Origin of the sequence: Paenarthrobacter sp. YJN-D (genome assembly GCF_015040335.1) — a bacterium.
Taxonomy (GTDB): Bacteria; Actinomycetota; Actinomycetes; order Actinomycetales; family Micrococcaceae; genus Arthrobacter; species Arthrobacter nicotinovorans.
In genome coordinates, this window is record NZ_CP053549.1 from 2,758,726 (window position 1) to 2,777,063 (window position 18,338).

At 60.5% G+C, this 18,338-nt stretch carries 12 protein-coding genes; 8 read left to right on the forward strand and 4 right to left on the reverse strand.

Features of this window, described 5'->3' with window-relative positions; translation table 11 throughout:
• The first annotated feature begins 245 nt into the window (after nt 1-245).
• From HMI60_RS12825 to HMI60_RS12860, 8 genes are all read left to right on the forward strand, one after another.
• Entirely contained in the window at nt 246-2,636 is a 2,391-nt protein-coding gene (locus HMI60_RS12825; protein WP_370584016.1) for a GH25 family lysozyme, read from the forward strand.
• A 258-nt stretch (nt 2,637-2,894) separates the two neighbouring features.
• The gene (locus tag HMI60_RS12830) at nt 2,895-4,241 is read left to right on the forward strand and encodes a hypothetical protein (RefSeq protein ID WP_018776412.1); all 1,347 of its coding nucleotides are present in this window, start codon (nt 2,895-2,897) and stop codon (nt 4,239-4,241) included.
• A gap of 170 nt (nt 4,242-4,411) precedes the next feature.
• Nucleotides 4,412-5,224, forward strand: a complete 813-nt coding sequence (locus HMI60_RS12835; protein WP_227453529.1) for a hypothetical protein — start codon at nt 4,412-4,414, stop codon at nt 5,222-5,224.
• A 285-nt stretch (nt 5,225-5,509) separates the two neighbouring features.
• Entirely contained in the window at nt 5,510-5,836 is a 327-nt protein-coding gene (locus HMI60_RS21055) for a hypothetical protein (protein ID WP_018776415.1), read from the forward strand.
• Entirely contained in the window at nt 5,836-8,931 is a 3,096-nt protein-coding gene (locus HMI60_RS12845) for a chitobiase/beta-hexosaminidase C-terminal domain-containing protein (RefSeq protein ID WP_193589764.1), read from the forward strand. Before HMI60_RS21055 ends, HMI60_RS12845 begins: the two co-directional genes overlap by 1 nt.
• A 214-nt stretch (nt 8,932-9,145) precedes the next feature.
• Nucleotides 9,146-9,901, forward strand: a complete 756-nt coding sequence (locus HMI60_RS12850; protein WP_018776417.1) for a glycosyltransferase — start codon at nt 9,146-9,148, stop codon at nt 9,899-9,901.
• On the forward strand, nt 9,898-10,923 hold the full coding sequence (locus HMI60_RS12855; RefSeq protein WP_018776418.1) for a lysylphosphatidylglycerol synthase domain-containing protein: 1,026 nt from the start codon (nt 9,898-9,900) through the stop codon (nt 10,921-10,923). The genes HMI60_RS12850 and HMI60_RS12855 overlap by 4 nt, the downstream gene beginning before the upstream one ends.
• A gap of 99 nt (nt 10,924-11,022) precedes the next feature.
• Nucleotides 11,023-13,266: a hypothetical protein gene (locus tag HMI60_RS12860; RefSeq protein WP_110503926.1), complete on the forward strand. Its 2,244-nt coding sequence runs from the start codon at nt 11,023-11,025 to the stop codon at nt 13,264-13,266.
• Nucleotides 13,267-13,531: 265 nt separating this feature from the next.
• Here the strand turns inward: HMI60_RS12860 and HMI60_RS12865 are convergent, their stop codons facing one another.
• The 4 genes from HMI60_RS12865 to glf are packed head-to-tail and all read right to left on the reverse strand — an operon-like array spanning nt 13,532 to nt 18,311.
• Nucleotides 13,532-14,260, reverse strand: a complete 729-nt coding sequence (locus HMI60_RS12865; RefSeq protein ID WP_018776420.1) for an ABC transporter ATP-binding protein — start codon at nt 14,258-14,260, stop codon at nt 13,532-13,534.
• Nucleotides 14,261-15,118, reverse strand: a complete 858-nt coding sequence (locus HMI60_RS12870; RefSeq protein WP_018776421.1) for an ABC transporter permease — start codon at nt 15,116-15,118, stop codon at nt 14,261-14,263.
• 2 nt (nt 15,119-15,120) lie between these two features.
• Nucleotides 15,121-17,130: a glycosyltransferase gene (locus tag HMI60_RS12875; protein ID WP_018776422.1), complete on the reverse strand. Its 2,010-nt coding sequence runs from the start codon at nt 17,128-17,130 to the stop codon at nt 15,121-15,123.
• Entirely contained in the window at nt 17,127-18,311 is a 1,185-nt protein-coding gene (gene glf / locus HMI60_RS12880; protein ID WP_018776423.1) for a UDP-galactopyranose mutase, read from the reverse strand. Before glf ends, HMI60_RS12875 begins: the two co-directional genes overlap by 4 nt.
• Nucleotides 18,312-18,338 lie beyond the last annotated feature (27 nt).

Below are 18,338 nucleotides of genomic sequence, written 5' to 3' on the forward strand. Positions count from 1 at the left end.
GGGCACAGACATCCGGTCCGCAGCCGGCGCCCACTTCTGAGGCTCCTGGCGGCGGATCATCTCAGGGCCCCCAGCCAGCTGGGAATGGCCCGGCTTCACCTCCGGTTGAAAGCACCCCACGGCAAGGAAAGCTGCCTGACCAGCAAGCGCCGATCACCGGCGTCGAACTTACACCCGGTGTAGCGTCCCAACCTGCGCCTGACCCTGCCGGCAAAGCCGAAGCGCAGGCCACAAAACCCAAGTCCATGCCTGGTGACGCACCCGACGCCGAGAGTATGAAGGCCGCCATGCGCGCCGCCATCCCGGCCGGCGGCGCGGAAATGGGCCAGCGCTCCCCGAGGGTCGTGACGAACAAACAGGACAAAGAGGCGGCGGCACCGGCCCGAGGCAAGGCCGTAGGAGCAGCGGTCAAGGCCACGGTACCGATGGCGGCAGACACAGGCCACTGGCGGCCCACCATTGGAATCCAAGGGCAGGACGTGAGCGCACACCAGGGCAACGTCGACTGGCAAAGCCAATGGAGCCAAGGCTCCCGGTGGGCCTACGTCAAGGCTTCCGAGGGAAACTACTACCTCAACGAGAACTACACCCAGCAATACAACGGTTCACGGAATGTTGGCATGGTTCGCGGCGCGTATCACTTCGCCATCCCGAACTGGTCATCCGGAGCAGACCAAGCCAGGTACTTCGTAGCGAATGGAGGTGGCTGGTCGGCCGACGGCTACACTCTTCCTCCGGTGCTTGACATCGAGTACAACCCCTACGCGGGCCGGACCATCAACGGCTTCTATTTCGGCAACACGTGCTACGACATGTCCAAGGCCCAACTGGGTCAGTGGGCAGCCGACTTCGGCAACACCGTCAAGGCCTTGACCGGTCGATTCCCCGTCATCTACAGCACGACCGACTGGTGGAATACCTGCGTAGGCAACAGCACCTTTGGGAGCTACCCGTTGTGGATTGCTTCCTATTGGAACAATCCCACCAATTCGCCGGGCTCGCTGCCGGCCAGTTGGAACGACTACTCAATGTGGCAGTACAGCAGCACGGGCCCCTTCGAAGGCGACTCGAACATCTTCAACGGCACCTTTGATGAGCTCCGTACCTTTGCCCGGGGTGTTCCGACCCCTTCGAATCCCTCCATCCGTTCCGGAGCGGATGTGCTTGCGGTGATGCCTTCGGGACGACTCGATAATTTTCCAGCCGACGGCCAGGGACGTATCTCCGGGCCCGTGACCATCGGCTCCGGCTGGGGCAACGCCCTCTCCGTCCACGTCGTTGACTGGAACCAGGACGGAGTCCAGGACATCCTGGCCCAATGGGCCGACGGAACACTCCAGGTTTTCCGCGGCACTTCCGGCGGCGGCTTCAGCACGCCCATCCAAGTGGGCAGCGGCTGGCAGGAAATGTCGCTCGCCACCGGATGGTGGAACTCGAAGGATGCCTTCCCTGGAGTCATCGGCCAGGACGGCAGCGGCAACCTGTACCGATACCAGAACGCCTCGGGCGGTGCTCTGGGCGGCGGTGTCCTGATAGGTACCGGATTCAGTGGGCACCAGTTCAATCTCCTGGACTTTGACGGCGATGGCAGCCAGGACCTCGTCTCCAGAACAGGCGACGGAACGATGCGGTTGTTCCGCAGCAACGGGCTCGGGTCCTTCCTTACAGAGCCGGCACGGGTCATCGGAAACGGATGGTCCGCCATGACTTCAATCAGCTCCGCAGCGGGCTTCAACGGCTCCGGCTCGCAAGGACTGCAGGCACGTGCCGCCAACGGCGATCTCTACTATTACCCTGCGGTGAACGGCTCGTGGGGTAACCGCTTCCTCACTGGTCTCGGCTGGAACGATGCCCTGCTCATTGGTGGTGCCCCGGTCAACGTCGAGGCAACACTGGGCGTGGATGAACCCGATGTCCTTGCCATCCGGCAGGACGGCAATCTTTACCGGTATGCGGGCTCAGGTTCCGGCGGACTCACCTCTCCCGAACTGATCGGGAAACAATGGACGGGATTGAAGGCGGGCTTCCTTACTGATTGGAATGGCGACGGCGCATTGGACATCCTTGCCCAGTGGAGTGACGGCCGGCTGACACTCTACCCGGGCTTCAAGGGGGCCGGCTTCGGCTCTCCCATCAGTCTGGGTACAGGCTGGCAGGACTGGACGCTGACCGTCGGGACGTGGAAGAAGTCCGATCCCCGGCCAAGCATTGTGGGATACGACCCCGCAGGCCGGTTGTTCCAGATCGGCAATCCATCAGGCGGCGCACTTGGAACGCGCACCCAGATCGGGACCGGCTGGTCAGGCCTGGACATAGTCCAGATGGATTTCGACAAGGACTCAAACGCCGATCTCCTGGCTAAAACCGCTTCGGGAGACCTCATGCTTTACCGGTCGACCGGTACCGGGAGTTTCATCCCGGAAGCTCCGGCAACCATCGGTACAGGGTGGAATGTCATTAACAGCTTTGGAGCAATCCGAGGATTTGCTGGAGCGGGTTCAACCGGCATCATAGGTCGAACAACTGGCGGGGAGCTCCGCTATTACCCCGTTGGGCAAAACCGTGCATGGGGTCCAACCAGCGTCATCGGATCCGGCTGGACAGGGCTGAAGATCCTCTCCCCCGCATCCAGGTAGCGCCAGGCAGCCGACAAACGTCGACTGGCGAAGGGCCCGCAAACTCCACAACGGAGCGAGCGGGTCCTTTCTGTTTTTCGTAGCAAAGCATCGCAAATGAAACAAATGATGTTCGCTTCATTGGATAGGCCTCATATTCCGGATTGCGTGATCTAATGAAGGTGGTCTCACGTATTGGCTGTTCAGCGCAATGGGAAACGGGCTTTGTTTGGGGGCAAACGAAGGTCACCATTCCGCACAATCAAGGAGTGATCTTTCATGGCGTTTACCGTTTCTACGGCCAAGGTCAGCATTTCCCCACCGTTGGATGTCAACCCATACATGGCGGGGTACGGGACCCTCGACGGTGGTCGCGAGGCTACCAGCAGTGCACCTTACGAATCCCTGTGGGCCAGGGCAATAATCCTCTGGGAAAACGGCTCGCCCAACCTGATCATGAGCGTGGACATCCTGGCGCTGCCGCACTCACTCCATCAAAGCGCCCGGGCGAGAATCCTCCAGCTCGCAAACTGGAGCAACGGGGACATCCTGATCCAATCCACCCACACACATAACGGGCCGGTGGTGGTTGATACCCTCCACCCGTTCATGTGCTACGGCCTGTCGGATTTGTCCATGGTGGAAACGTACAGCCAACAGCTCGAAGACGACCTCGTGGATGCAGCCCAAAAAGCGCTCAACAACGCCCAGACGGCAGTGACTCTCGACTACAAAGTCACCACGGCGAGTATCGCTTACAACAGGGCAGGTCTGCCGTACCTGGAAGACACCGTTCCCGTTATCGTCGCGCGTCGGGCAAACGGCAAAGCGAGGGCGGTCATTTTCAATTACGCATGCCACCCTGTAGCTGCCGGCATGCGCACACTCTTTGACGGTGATTTCCCGGCGGGGGCCTGCAACTACATCGAGAACAACAACACGAACTGCTTTGCGCTCTTCCTCCAGGGAGCGGCCGGAGACCAGAATCCCATGGGCGAACCCAGCTGGGAACTTCGCGACGAGTATGCCACCAAGCTGGGTTCGGCCGTCTCGATTGCCATGCAGACCCCCGGAAGGACCATCGGCAGCCCTCTCCAGACGAGCTATCAAGAGGTACAGATTCCCCTGGACATCACGCCCACAGCCGGCAACCTGGCGGCCGTGCGCGCGGCCTACGCGTCCAGGCTGCCCAACCTGGATGGAAATCCGGCCTGGTATGGACGCCACGCCCAAGTGATGATCGGACGGATCGACAGCGGAAGCTACTCCACCTCCGTCACGTGCCCCTTCCAGGTTTGGAAATTTGGCGGCAGCCCACAACTGAAAATCGGCATAGTGGGCGGCGAACTCGTCAGTGGCTATGCAGCGTACTTCCGGTCAAAGTACGGCGGAGCCAATGGCGTCATTGTGGGCGGCTACGGCAACGAATCCTGCTACTACCTGCCGAGCGCCCAATTCCTGCCTCCCTATTCGGTGGGCGGCAGTTACGAGGGCGGATGGGATCCTGACTACCCTGGAATCGCTGGCGGATCCATGACCGTCTACGGCCACATCGGCCACTTCCTCGGCGGTACTGGTGGCGTGGAAGCCACTGTCATCAACACTCTGAACTCAATGCTCGCCTAGGCAGGCATACTTCCGTCGAAGGCCTTGGCCAACAAGCCAGGGCCTTCGACGTACCGCAGCACGTCCTGCGGACCTCTGCCGCGCAATTCGTAGCGGTATCGATACCCAATTCGCCGGGCAATCTGTTGACCCGGCCATTCGCTCCGGACACCATGGAGCTGGAGGCCACGATGCGATTTCATAACCTTGCAGCGGTAGCAGCAGCTGTGCTGCTGCTTGCTTCGGGCTGTTCCTCAGCTCCAGGAGCAACACCTTCGAGCAATGCGCCTTCCACATCAGCCCCCACGGTCCCGACGTCACCATCACAGTCCGCGCCGCCGTCGGAAACTTCTGCTGAACCCACCAGCGGACAGGGACAAGGCAGCGGACAGGGCGCCGGCGACCCGGACGACTCCGGCCGGTTTTCCTATACCTGTACCAGTCTGAACGCAGTCCCCGAGACCACATTCTCAAGCCTGGCGGAAGTCTGGGCCTCATCGGGTTACCTGCGGCTGGACTCCTGCACAGCCAACTACGACGGGCCGCAGCCCTATGAGCCCACAGATGACGAGGCCCATGTCATTGCCGTCGCGGCGCCCGGAACGGACCCCGCACAAGGCCTGGACAGCTACCTGGCAGCACTGGGGCTGTGTACCCGCGTCAGCGATGATTCTGCTTCGGACATCTTCGGTGGAAGCAGTCGGCAGTTGCTGAAGGCAGCAAGCGAGCTGTGCCCCAAAGCGCCCCAGGGAAAGATCATTGCCCTATGGGCTGCGGGTGCCCGCGCTGGAGACGGTCAGCATGTAGTAGGCGACGGCGGGCTGGCACCCGGAAGCTTCCACCTCCGGAAGACGCCGCCGGAAGGCTGCACTTGGAGTGTCAAGGGACCAGATGGTGCTCAGAAAGCGGCCGGAAACGCTGCCGAAGGCCAAAGCGGAATTCTTCTTGCAGAAAAAGACGTCTTAAGTAGTGACAAATGCGGAATTTGGGAGAAGATGGAGTAATGCAGCCGGCAACGGCTGGGGCGAAAATCCAACTGCATGCGGAGCTGGGGAGCATCCGAATGAAGTGGGGATCCCTCGGTGGATATGCCAAGACGCGCTGTCGTCCAGTTTGGCCTTGCCGGTCTCGTTCTTACGGGCTGCTCTGTCCAAGTCACGCAAAATGTTGAGCCGTTCAGGCTGGGCGTAACGAATGCCGGCGATGCCGACACTCCTCGTCCCGAAAGACCTGAACCGGTAAAAAGGTACAAGTTCGACTGCCGCGGAGCTGATGGAAAATCGCTCGCGGTGTTGTCGAGCCTTCCCGAAGTCTGGGCCAATACCCAGTACAAGAAGTTTGCCGATGTCCGCGTAGCTTACGTCGGCCCGCAGCCCCAGGTTCTTGAAGCCGAGGAAAACGCAGCCGTCAATGTTGCCATTGAAGCCGGCGCATCCGGTGGGCGGGCGGACATCTGCCTTGCAATCGTCAAGGCATGCACCCGCAGCAATCCTCCGACGATCAGTACCGCACTCTACGGTCTGGGCGGGGCACCGATAGTCAAAGGCGCACTGACGCTGGCCCCCATGGCGCCGCAGTCGGCAGTGCTGACCAAGTGGCTGAAGGAAGTGGCGTAATGGAACAGTCCACAGCCCGGAATTTATCCCAACGCCTGCTGCGAGGCAGGAAGCTGACCACAATCGTGGCCGCTGCTGCCTTGGCCGTCGCCGGAATGACCGCTGTCGTTTCCAGCACCCCGGCCTATGCCGACCAACAACGACAGGTGGTAGGCACAGGCCTCACCAAGCCTGCCGGAACGGTAGTCGATCCCGTCGGTAAAGTATGGGTCTCCGACAGCGTGGCAGGCTTCTGCCGCATGAGCGATCCAGTCAATGGCCAGCCCGGCACCGTGGAAAAGGATACCTGCCTGGGCGGATCCTTGGCCGGATCCCAACAAGGCCCGAAAGTACCGGGCGTCGCCACCATCCTTGATCCCACGCCTTCCTCGGCAGGCAGTGGAGACGAGACGGCGTTCATCCCGGATTCATCGGTGGGAAGCTCGCATGTGGTGCGTGCCGTATGGAGTCCCGCACTGGATCTCTTCGAGTACAGCAGCACGCTGACCATCCTGGATGGCGACGTCAGGCCGAATGCCGTCAGCGACGGCCCTGACGGCAACATCTACCTTTCGTTTGCGAATGCCCGTTCGATCATCAAGATTGTTGATCCAACCATCAAGCATCCCAGCATCGAATCCATCGCCTCGGTCACCACGAAAGCCCTGGGGCTGGTAGCGGCTGGTTGGGACAGCAACGGACACGTCAGCGTATACGTCCTGGAAACCACCGGGATGCGGGCCTTCTCGGCTCCCGACGACGGCGACATGACCAACTACGTGCCACTGGCCTCCTACAATGTCGGTGTCGCATCGTCGATCTTCTACGACTACGATGCCCACATCATCTACACGGGCACAAGCAGCGGAGCCACTGCCGCCGATGCAGGCAAGGACAAAGTTTCCCGCCTCAATCTCAGCACCGGGACCGTGGACAATTCCTGGGCTTTGGGCTTCAGCAAGATCAGCGGCCTGGGCATGCGTGCCGGACAGTTGCTGGTACTGGATGATGCAGGACAGCTGAACAACCCACCGGCCACCGGCCAAGGAAAGATGAGCCTCCTGGGTGGAGTCGTAGCCCAGATTACCTCCGGCCCAACGCTTGCCAACGGTAGCCAATCGCCTAATCCGGCGTTCACCAACGACACCACACCCACCTTCGGTGTCAGCGCAGACCCCAGTGGCAGTGCCCTGGAATGCTCAGTCGGCGGCGCTTGGACAGATTGCACCAGCGGCACCTACACCTCAGCTGTTCTGGCAAATGGGCCACAGACGTTCTCCGTCCGGCCTGCACCAGGAGGCGTTCCCGTGTCCCGCACGTTTACCGTAGACACAGTGGCACCCGCCGCTCCTGTCTTCACAGCACCGAACAGCGGACAGGTGGTCAACGGCAAACCCGTTCTCGGCGCGACGTTCGAACCCGGAACGACACTGAGTTGCTCCGTTGATTCCACGGCTGACGCTGACTTCAAGGCTTGCGTGCCGGGCGATACCTTCACGCTGACCACGGAGGGTGCACACACGTTGCGGATCAGGAGCACGGACCCCGCCGGGAACGTCGGCCCTGCTGCTGCTCTGACCGTGACAGTGGATCTGACGGCTCCGCAGGTTGCGATCACCGCTCCCGCCAGTGGTGCCACGGTGGGTGCCGGGTACCAGTTCCAGTTTGCTTCCACTTCGCCGGACATTGCCGGATTCCGTTGCCGGTTGGGAACAGATGCCTTCACTGAATGCACCTCCCCCAAGGTTTACGCGGACATCGCCAATGGCCCGAACAGGTTCGAAGTTGAAGCCAGGGACAAGGCCGGAAACACGACGGTGGCCGGTGTGAACTTTACGGTCTTCGTCGCCGACACGACACCGCCAACCGTGACAGCAGATCCCGTCGCGGGCACCTACGGTCCTTCCAGCAAGATCGCTCTCACCGCAAGTGAGGCGGACGCAAAGATCTACTACACAGAGGATGGCAGCACACCTACCACTGCCAGCACTCTGTACACGGCTCCGATTGCGATGGGCAGCAAGACCCTCAAGTACATCGCAGTGGATGCAGCGAACAACGCCTCCGCACCCCAGACACAGGTGTACGTGCTGGATAACGTTGCGCCGGCTGTTACGGCCAACCCGACCGGAGGCAATCTGGCCCTGGGACAGAGCGTCACTTTGACGACGGAGTCCGGAGCAAAGATCTACTACACGACGGATAACACCACTCCGACAGTTGCCAGCCAGGTAGCCACCACGACAGTCACGATCACACCGGCTGCAACCACCACGGTGAAGTACTTTGCCGTTGATGCTGCAGGGAACCAATCGGCAGTAGCCTCGCAGACCTACACCTTGCCTGCAGCTCCCGCCAACACTTGGAAGGACTACAACTCCGATGCCAAGAACGATGTCCTGGCCCGCGATTCAGCCGGAACACTGTGGCTCTACCCGGGCAATGGCACAGGTGGATGGTTGGGCAAGGTCAACACCGGTACCGCATGGAACAACTACAACCTGATCGTTCCAACCCGGGACTTCAGCGGCGATGGACGAAGCGATGTCCTCGCCAGGGATGGCGCCGGACAGCTGTGGCTCTTCAAGGGCAACGGAACCGGCGGTTGGCAGCCGGCCGTGTCAGTAGGAAGTGGCTGGAGCGGAATGACGGCGATCGTTGCCCCCGGAGATTTCAACGGTGATGGCAAATCCGACGTCCTCGCCAGGGATGCGGCAGGCGTGCTGTGGCTCTACAAGGGCGACGGCCTCGGTAGATTCACAGCAGGTTCGACCCAGGTCGGGGCCGGCTGGAACGTCATGAATACCCTTTTCAGCACCGGCGACTTCAACGGAGATGCCAAGACCGACGTGATTGCACGCGATACCAGCGGCGGGCTTTGGCTCTATCCCGGCAATGGCACTGGCGGCTGGGGCACCCGCACCCAGATCGGCAGCGGTTGGGGCGGCATGACGGCGCTCCTCGGACCAGGCGATTTCAATGGCAACGGCAAGTCCGATGTCCTCGCCCGGGATGCCAGCGGCAACCTCTGGATCTATCCGGGTAATGGCACCGGCGGGTGGCTTGCCTGGAGCCAGGTAGGCAACGGTTGGCAGGGATTCACCTCCCTCCCATAGCGGATCCAACCGCCCGGCTTGCCGTTTCGAGGGGTGCATCGGAGAATATCCGGTGCACCCCTTTCGTTGGCCGGGTTCCGTGGGCCCATCCGGGCTTCCGCAGAACGTTTGCCGGAATGAACTAGACTGAGGGTTTGCAAGGACCTCGTGACGCCAGAGTTGCGGGCTGCGGCTGGCGTCAAGAATTCGTCGGCACGAACTACCGAGGAGAGTCTTGACTTTCGACCAGGCAGGCCAACCGGATCTCTCCGTTGTGATCCCGGTCTATAACGGAGAACGGATATTGGCGGCAACAATGGCGCGCCTTTCCGGCTATCTAACCAGTGGCAACTCCGAGATCATCATCGTGGAGAACGGATCTTCCGACAACACACTCAAGGTTGCCCGCGAGCACGCGGTGGACACTCCACACGTGACATTCCACGTTCTCCAAAGCGAAAAAGGGATGGGAAACGCGTACCGGAGGGGCATCGAGGCCAGTTCCGGACGCCGTGTCCTCCTGACCGCCGATGATCTTCCCTTCGGGACCGATGATCTTGACGAGGACGCGAAGCTCGAACCAAAACCGCATGTGGTCATAGGTTCCAAAGCGCACAAGAATTCGAACATCCAGCGCAGCCCCCTCCGCGGACTCACCACTTTCGGGTTCAAGACTCTCCGACAGGTGATACTGGGGTCCAAGGTCGGTGACTCCCAGGGAACGCTCATCGTCGACGGCGGCTGGTTGCGGAACATGGTGGACCGTTTTGACGATCCTGGTTTCCTTTTCAGCACCCAGGTTGTCTACGCCGCCGAAAAACAGGGCTTCGACATAGTGGAAGTGCCCGTTACTTTGGCGCCCGATGACGAACCCGGCGAAACCACCATCCGGACTGCCGACGTCGTAAAGATGTTCAAGGGTCTGGTTGCCATGCGCCGGCGCAAGAGCGAACTGGCAGCTGCTCCCAGCGCGGGGACACACGCCCCATGACGGGATCGATCGCAGAAACACCGTCGAACGACAACGACGTGAATTTGGAACAGCCTCCGGTCAAGACCACCAAAGCCAAACTGGTGGATTTTGCCCGTCGCGCCCTGGTGGTCATCGTCTTTGCCGCTGCGGTGTACTTCATCGCAGTCCAATGGCCACAGGTCCAAGCCACGGTCTTTGCCCTGCAATGGTGGCAGGTGCTGCTTTCGCTGCTTGCCCTCATCCCCGGGGTTCTTCTGGGCATGTACATGTGGCGGGTTGTCATGGCCAGCCTGTTGAGGTCTGTTGACATCGAGCCGCAGGGCCTGGTCCTGAACCAGATCTACCTCGTAGGCCAGATCGGTAAATATCTTCCCGGCTCCGTCTGGGCGTTCGTCCTCCAGATGGAGCTCGGCCGAAAAAACGGCATCGCGCGGGCCCAGGTCTTCGTAGCTTCCTTGGTCAGTACCGGCATCACCATCGGCGCAGCTTTGGTGGTTGGAGCTTCAGCCCTGCCAATCCTTGTCCAGCGGGAACCGAACCTGCAATGGTTGTACGTCATCCTCCCCGTCGTGATTCTGGCGATGAACCCAAACGTTGTGACCTTCCTGGTCAACTTCGTGCTCAAGGTATTCCGCCGGCCACCGCTGCCTGAGCGGATACAGGCCAACACCATGGTCAAAGCCTTCATCCTCGGCGTCCTCATGTACCTGTGCTTCGGCCTGCACCTGTGGATCCTGGTAGGTCACGAGGCAACCCTGGACCTGGCGACGTTCCTGGTCCTCACCGGTGCCCTCGCTCTCGGGATGACCCTCGGGGTGCTGGCCTTCCTGCTGCCCGCTGGAGTTGGCGCACGGGAAGCCATCCTGATCCTTGCCCTGGCGGGGATGATGAGCGCCGGTGCCGCAACCGCAATCGCCGCGCTTTCCCGGATCATGTTCACTGTTGCGGACCTGCTCTGCGTAGGAATCGCCTTTGTGCACTTCCGGTGGCGGCAGTCCGCTTCCAAGACCCCCGGAGATTCCACCTCAGAGCCCAGCTGATGCTGTGGGTCTTTTCCACGCCCGGGTGTCTACGATTCCCGGGCGTTCTTCGGGCCAATAATCAAACTTATGCCGCGCGCTAAGGAGCAAGGTACCACCATGACAGCAGTAACCTCCGAGGCCACTGCCCAGCGCCCGCCTGTCACCAAGCGGCGCTACTTCATGAAGCATGATTGGCATTGGGGCATTGTTACCGCCATCATCGCGGCCATCTCGTCCATCATCCCCAGGCTCTTCAATCCCACGTTCTACTACTGGGACGACATGATGCAGTCCTTCCTTCCCTTGTGGCGGCACATGGGTGAGGAGATTCGTTCGGGCAGATTCCCCTTGATGGAACCGGGGGGCTGGGTGGGCGGCAACATTGTGGCCGAGGTCGGTTACGGGATATTCAATCCCGTAAACATCGTCAACTCGGTCATTGTCTCCAACTTCGAGAACCTGTCGCTGGCGAGCTACTTCATCATCGTCCAGTTCATTGCCCTGTTGGCTTTTGGAACGTACATGCTCGCCCGGGACTACGGGTCAAACAGGCCACTGGCCCTGGCTGCCGGTGTAGCGATTCCGTTCAGCGGCTTCACCCTGTTCTACGAGGCGGCCCGCTGGCCCGGCGGTCTCATGGCCTTTGCCTGGATCACGGTTTTCTGGTGGTCAGTGCGCCGCTACGCCCGACGCAACACCTCGCCCTTCCTTCCGTTCCTGCTCGGCTTCCTCACCATGACAGCCGGCAATCCCTACGGAGCCATCGGCGTCATTCTCGTCCTGGCAGCAGTGGCCGTCGAACTGATGCTGATGCGGCACTGGCGACGCCTCATCCCGATCGTCATCGTGGGCGCTCTGGTGGGCCTGACTGCCGTCCTGGTGTACTTCCCCTTGCCCCTCAGCTCTGCCGTAACGGTCCGTCAGCAGAATGAGATCCTGAACGATCTCTTCCTCTCGCCGGACATGTCTTCCCTCCTGACGATGAGCACCTCGTCCATGAGGCCCCGGATCAACAACTTCTGGGCTCCCATCGACAACGTCCCCTCAAGCTACCTGGCATGGTTCGTTCTGCCCCTGCTTCCGTGGTTGGATTTCCGCAGCTTCAGGAACCGGTCCCGCCAGATCTTCAGCATCTATATCATTACGGGTATCTACTTCCTCCTGACGTTTGCCCCGTCACAGGTTCTGGTCTTCCGCTGGCCCATCCGTCTCATCGAGTACGTGTACTTGGGCGTGATCGTCCTTGTCGCCGTAGTGGCCTCAGCAGGCTTGAAAACCACCGCCTGGAAGAAACGGTTGTTCATCACCGTCGCGATCCTCGGCTTCGGAACCTACCGGGCCTGGTCCATGGTTCCGGAGGGCGGCAAGTGGCAGTTCTTCACGCTGGCCGTGACTTTGGTGCTGGTTGTGCTTGCGATCCTGGGATGGAAGCGCTTCGGTTACCGGGGCCTTGCCGCCGTCATGGTGGTCGGAACCATCGCCACCTTGGGCATGCAGTCCCGTCAGTTCGTCCCTAACAATGCAGTTGCAGGTATCGGCTCTCCCGTGGATGCCGATACCCTCCGGGATGCCACCAGCAACTACAAAGGAAACACCATCCAGGTCTTCAACACCATGAAGATCACGGGCGCGGAATTCACCGAGGGACGGCTCCTGTACGGCAACCAGATCCTCAACGCTGACGTCAACAACAGCATGGGCCGCTACAGCGGAATCAGCTTCACGACGTACGTCAATGCCTTGTGCATGAACTACCGCGGAGAAACGTGCCCGCTGGCCTACACTGAGCTGTTCAAACAGGCCTCGCCTGAAATCGACGCCACGTTGGCTGACGTCCTTCAGGTTGAAACCGTCGCCGTCCAGAAAACCCTGATCGCTCCGGACCAGCTGGACATCGCGCCGGGATGGTCGATTGTTGCATCAGACGAGACCCGGACCATCCTGCAGCGCCAGAACCCCTTGCCACACCCCGGCACTGTCTCATGGGTTTCTGACGGCATCACCGTCCAGGACTCAGTGCGGACAGGGAACGACGAACACGTCCAGCTCTCTGGCAACGGCAACGCTGGAAAACTGACCTTCGCGCGGCTCGCCTGGCCCGGTTACACCGTCAAGGTCGACGGCGAGACACAGAAGCTCACGCAGGGACCTGCCGGCGTCATCATGGTGGACATCCCCGCCGGCGCCAAGTCCGTTGACATTTCCTTCACGACGCCGGGACTCACCATGGGACTTGCCGCCCAGGCAGCTGCGTGGTTCGGGATTCTGCTGTTCACTGTCTTCCACTATGTGCGGCGCTACCGCCGCGGAAAGTCCGCTGAGCAGGTAGTCGCAGAACCGGCCGAAAAGGTCACCGTGTAGCCAGGGCATCCCAGTCCGGGAAAAGAGCGTCCATGCCTTCGGGTTTGGGCGCTCTTTTCGTACGCAGGGGTCTCACTGTCCACCTGTTGGCAGTTGACCTGGGAAAGCCGGCTTGCTGGGTCACCTATCTTGCCGGCGCCCTATGGCCCCTTGCACGTGACCGCGGGGCGCAAAAAAGGCCACCGTACCTCTGTGAAAAGAGGTACGGTGGCCTTTCTGTGTTGGCTGCGACTCCTAATGACAAGGAGTTTTGCTGCCCTCGGAATCAGTGCTCGCGGAGCCAGGCTACTGCCTCCTCGGCAGGCCCTTCGAACTGCACGGTGCCGGATGAAAGCACCACTCCCCTGTCGCAAATCCTGGAGATCATGTCGAGGTCGTGGCTGACTACTACCAGTGTCCGGCCCTCATCTGAGAGTTGCTTGATCTTGGCGAGGCACTTTCTCTGGAAAGGCTCGTCACCTACGGCAAGAATTTCGTCCACAAGGAAGATGTCCGGCTGGGTGTGGACCGCGACCGCGAAAGCGAGGCGCAGGAACATACCGGAAGAATAGAATTTCACCTCGGTATCGATGAACTGCTCAATCTCGGAGAAGGCGACTATGTCGTCAAACTTCTCGTTGATCTCCTGTTCTGTCATGCCCAGGATCGCGGCGTTCAGGAACACATTCTCCCGCCCGGAAAGATCCGGGTGGAATCCTGCACCCACCTCGATGAGGCCGGCGACGCGGCCTTTCGTGCGCACCGTCCCCTTGTCGGGAAGGATGACTCCGGAAATAAGCTTCAAAAGGGTGGACTTACCTGAACCGTTGAAGCCCAGGAGGGCGACAGTCTCCCCGGGCTGGATTTCAAAGCTGACGTCATGGAGCGCATCAAACCTTCGGGTCAGATCGCCCTTGCGTCCCTTCACCAGCCAAACAAGCGTTTCCTTCAAGGAGTGCGAGTGGCGAAGATTGAACGTTTTCTTGAGGTCCTTGACGATTACGGCAGCACCCATTTAGACCTCCTGCGCAAAGTGGCCCTCGAGCCGTCGGAACACGAGCTGGCCGATAATAAGGAACAAAGCAGCCATACCGAGTCCGAGCAGACCGGTCCACATCAAATGGGGAGGCAACTCAACGGGCCGGTTGACTGTTGGGTACCAGAACGCCCAGTGGAACAGTTCGACGGCTACCGTGATCGGATTCAGCTGGTAAATCACCAGCACCCATTCCGGGGCCAGGCGTCTGATCATGGTCCAGTCGTAAAGAACCGGGGAGGTCCAGGTAACGATCATCATCAGCATGTCGACGATGTTCTCTGCGTCCCTGAAGAAGACGTTGATGGCACCAGCCAGCAACCCCAGACCAGTCGCTGTGACAGCCACAATGACGAAGCCCAATGCAGCCCCGATGAGTTGCAGGATGTCCGGATGCCAGCCTGTGAGCAAGGCGGCAGCAAGCAGGACCACCAGCTGCGGCAGGAAATGGACCGCAGCGACCCACACTGAAGCAACCGGGAACAACTCACGCGGCAGATAGATCTTCTTCACCAACGCAGCGTTGGAGACAATGGACCGCGTGGCATTCGAGAAAGCTTCTGAGAAGAAGTTGATAACGATGACGCCGGAGAACATGTACAGCGCGTAGTTGGGGATCTGATCCCCAACCCGCAGCACAATGCCCAACGCAAAGAACAGCACTACGTACTGGACCAGGGGCTTGACGTAGGACCATGCCAGCCCGAGAACCGAACCCCGGTAACGAACACGGAGTTCCTTGCGGACGATCAACTTGAGGAGGTACCGGCGTCGATAGACGTCGAGCAGACCGGCACCTACCCCTGGAACAGCATACGTATCAGTGGAAGTGGCCATTGCTACTTGTTAGGCTCCGATGCTTCGAACGTTTCCCGCCAGGATTCCATGGAGGTGATCTCCGGGAGGGCATCGCGGTATTGCGCGCGAAGGGTCTCCCAGTTGGAGAAGAGCTGTGCGTGGAGCTTGGCAGACTCAACCACCAACTGGCGGGCCATCCTGGGGTCCCTAAGGTGCCAGGAAGCTCCGGTGCCGTCAGCGTTCGAGACCACAGCGCTGTCGAGGTGGGCCAGGCTCCACCACTTTCCGTCCTGGTGGGCCACTTGGGCCTCCGGGTTGGCCTTGGCCGTGTCGCGGACGGGAGCCAGCGTCTGCTTCAAGACGGTTTTCACTGCCCATGGCAACAGACCGAGCGCACCCGGCTGCTTGTAGGACTGGGGCTTCTTGGGCGGGCGCTTCCGGAAAACTTCCGGGAACGCCGCGGGGTCCGTCTTGACCTGGGAGTCGGGGAACTCTTCACGCATGGCGCGAAGCTTCGGCATCGTGGTCGGCAGCTGTTTGTGCAGGTCGCCGGGACCGGCGAGGACGTCCCGCAGGGCCATGACGCGGGCCTGCTCGGGGTAGTACTGCATCGACACCAAGTGCTTGATGTCCGTGTTCAGGCTCTCGCGGAGGATTCGTCCGCCCTTGGGGAACGGGGAGTGCAGGAGGGTGGCGATGAGCCGGTTGCGCTCATGGTAGTACGCCTGCCAGTCGACGGAATCGTCCTTATCTGCCCATGAGACGTGCCATACAGCTGCACCCGGAAGCGTCACTGTCGGGAAGCCGGCTGCCCGGGCCCGGAGCGAGTATTCAGCGTCGTCCCACTTGATGAACACCGGCAGGGAGAGCCCGATGGTCTCCACCACGGCCTTGGGGATGAGGCACATCCACCAGCCGTTGTAGTCGGCATCCCAGCGGCGGTGCAACTGAGGCGTGGACCGCAGGCCGGCCTGGGAGAAGTCATGATTGCCAAGGCCCTCCACCGGTCCCCACAGGAACCTGTAGAAGTTGACCACCTCTGAGTAGGCATGCAGGACAGACTTGTTGTACATGTCAAACATGTGTCCGCCGACGATGGTCGGTTTGCGGCAGAGATCGGCGAATGCCACTGCGCGCATCACGCCCTCTGTCTCAAGTTCAATGTCGTCATCGAGCAGCATGACGTAGTCGCTCTTGTCTGAAACGAGCATCTCGTACATGTTGCGTGCGAAACCACCCGAACCGCCGAGGTTGCCCTGGTTGATGATCCGGAGCTGGTCTCCCATGGATTCAGCGACAGCGTCGAAACCGGCTTCGTCGGCGACCTTTTTGTTTCCTTGGTCGACGATGATCAGTTCGGCAAGAATTTCCCGAAGACCGGGGTCTCCGTCAATAGCCTTGATGGTTTCCAGGCAGTAGTCTGCGCGGTTGAAGGTGGTGACACCCAACGTCACGCGCCCCTGGGTGCGGCCCTCGTCCGGAACGGCCCAGTGAGCGCTCTTCAGGGTCATGCCGTCACCGCCGGCGATCAGGTCAAACCAGTACCACCCGCCGTCGCCGAACGGGGCAAGAGTCAGCTCGAAATCGTTCGAGGCGGAACCCTCGACCAACACGGAATCGACACGCTGGGATGCGCCGCGGGCATTGGAACGGTAGACAATGATCGTACCTTCGCCCTCGGTTTCGAGGTGAAGGACCGTCTTTGTGGCAATCGTCCATTTGCGCCAGTAGCTCGCCGGGAAAGCGTTGAAGTAGGAGCCGAAGGAAAGACGTTCGCCACGGCGGACCTGGACGGAACCGCGGTCGAGGATGTCCTCCGGGTGGAGCTGCCGGGTCATGCCGACGGCCTGCACATCCGAGCTTCCCCGGCCTGATCTTTGAACTGTGCTCGTGTCCGGGTCTACGTACAGGGGGAGGGTGTCGAGGTCACGGTTCGCCGGGAAAATGACACGCTGGACAATCCGCAGGTTCTGTTCAGTTGAACCGGGGGCATTCACGTCGGTGGAAGCCGTCATGGCAGTCTCCTGGCTTTCGTTTGTTGTGGTGGTCATGCGTCCACTCCCCCACTTTCAAGCTTGGCGCCGCCTGTGAAGTGCGGCTTGATCTTGTTGTCGTACATGGACAAAGCTGAACCGATCGCCATGTGCATATCGAGGTACTTGTAAGTTCCAAGGCGGCCACCGAACAGAACGGACTTCTCACCCTTGGCCAGATCGCGGTAAGCAAGCAGCTTTTGACGATCGTCGGAAGTGTTGACGGGGTAGTACGGCTCGTCGCCCTTCTCCGCAAAGCGCGAGAACTCCCGCATGATGACCGTCGCGTCCTTGGTGTAATCCCGCTCCGGGTGGAAGTGGCGGAATTCGTGGATGCGCGTGTACTTTTCCTCGGCGTCGGGATAGTTCATCACTGCGCAACCCTGGAAGTCCTCAATGGGCAGGACCTCTTCTTCAAGGTCGATGGTGCGCCAGGAGAGGTCACCTTCTGCGTAGTCAAAGTAGCGGTCCACGGGACCCGTGTAGATGACAGGCACCTGTCCCAGCACGGAAGACCGGCCGAACTCGCCGTCGTCGAAGAAGTCCGTATTGAGGACAACTTCGATGTTGGGGTGGTCCGCCATACGCTCGATCCAGGCCGTGTATCCGTCGACCGGCAGTCCTTCGTACGTGTCATTGAAGTAGCGGTTGTCGTAGTTGTAGCGAACCGGGAGCCGGGAAATGATCTCCGCGGGCAGGTCCTTGGGGTCCGTCTGCCATTGCTTGCCCGTGTAGTGCTTGATGAACGCTTCGTAGAGCGGGCGTCCGATCAGCTGGATACCCTTGTCGTTCAGGTTCTGCGGATCAGTACCGGCGAGTTCACCGGCCTGCTCGGCGATGAGTGCCTTCGCTTCGGTCGGGCTCATGGCCGAGCGGAAGAACTGGTTGATGGTGCCCAGGTTGATGGGCATCGGGTACACCTCGCCCTTGTGGCTGGTGTAAACCTTGTGCTGGTACTTCGTGAAGGTCGTGAAACGGTTCACGTACTCCCAAACGCGTTCGTTGGACGTGTGGAAGAGGTGCGCTCCGTAGCGGTGCACCTCAATTCCAGTCTGCGCTTCGTTCTCGCTGTAGGCGTTTCCACCAATGTGGTGGCGGCGATCAAGCACCGCAACCTTCAGCCCCAACTCGGTAGCGGCGCGTTCTGCAATGGTCAGGCCAAAGAAACCCGAGCCGACGACGACGAGATCAGCGTTCACAAACTCTCCTGTGTATTGGCGTGCGGG

Excerpts from the sequence above, each read along its gene's own strand:
- HMI60_RS12825 (WP_370584016.1), top strand. The coding sequence starts at position 246 with ATGCCTGGTGACGCACCCGACGCCGAGAGTATGAAGGCCGCCATGCGC.
- HMI60_RS12830 (WP_018776412.1), top strand. The coding sequence starts at position 2,895 with ATGGCGTTTACCGTTTCTACGGCCAAGGTCAGCATTTCCCCACCGTTG.
- HMI60_RS12835 (WP_227453529.1), top strand. The coding sequence starts at position 4,412 with ATGCGATTTCATAACCTTGCAGCGGTAGCAGCAGCTGTGCTGCTGCTT.
- HMI60_RS12845 (WP_193589764.1), top strand. The coding sequence starts at position 5,836 with ATGGAACAGTCCACAGCCCGGAATTTATCCCAACGCCTGCTGCGAGGC.
- HMI60_RS12855 (WP_018776418.1), top strand. The coding sequence starts at position 9,898 with ATGACGGGATCGATCGCAGAAACACCGTCGAACGACAACGACGTGAAT.
- HMI60_RS12860 (WP_110503926.1), top strand. The coding sequence starts at position 11,023 with ATGACAGCAGTAACCTCCGAGGCCACTGCCCAGCGCCCGCCTGTCACC.
- HMI60_RS12865 (WP_018776420.1), bottom strand. The coding sequence starts at position 14,260 with ATGGGTGCTGCCGTAATCGTCAAGGACCTCAAGAAAACGTTCAATCTT.
- HMI60_RS12870 (WP_018776421.1), bottom strand. The coding sequence starts at position 15,118 with ATGGCCACTTCCACTGATACGTATGCTGTTCCAGGGGTAGGTGCCGGT.
- HMI60_RS12875 (WP_018776422.1), bottom strand. The coding sequence starts at position 17,130 with ATGACCACCACAACAAACGAAAGCCAGGAGACTGCCATGACGGCTTCC.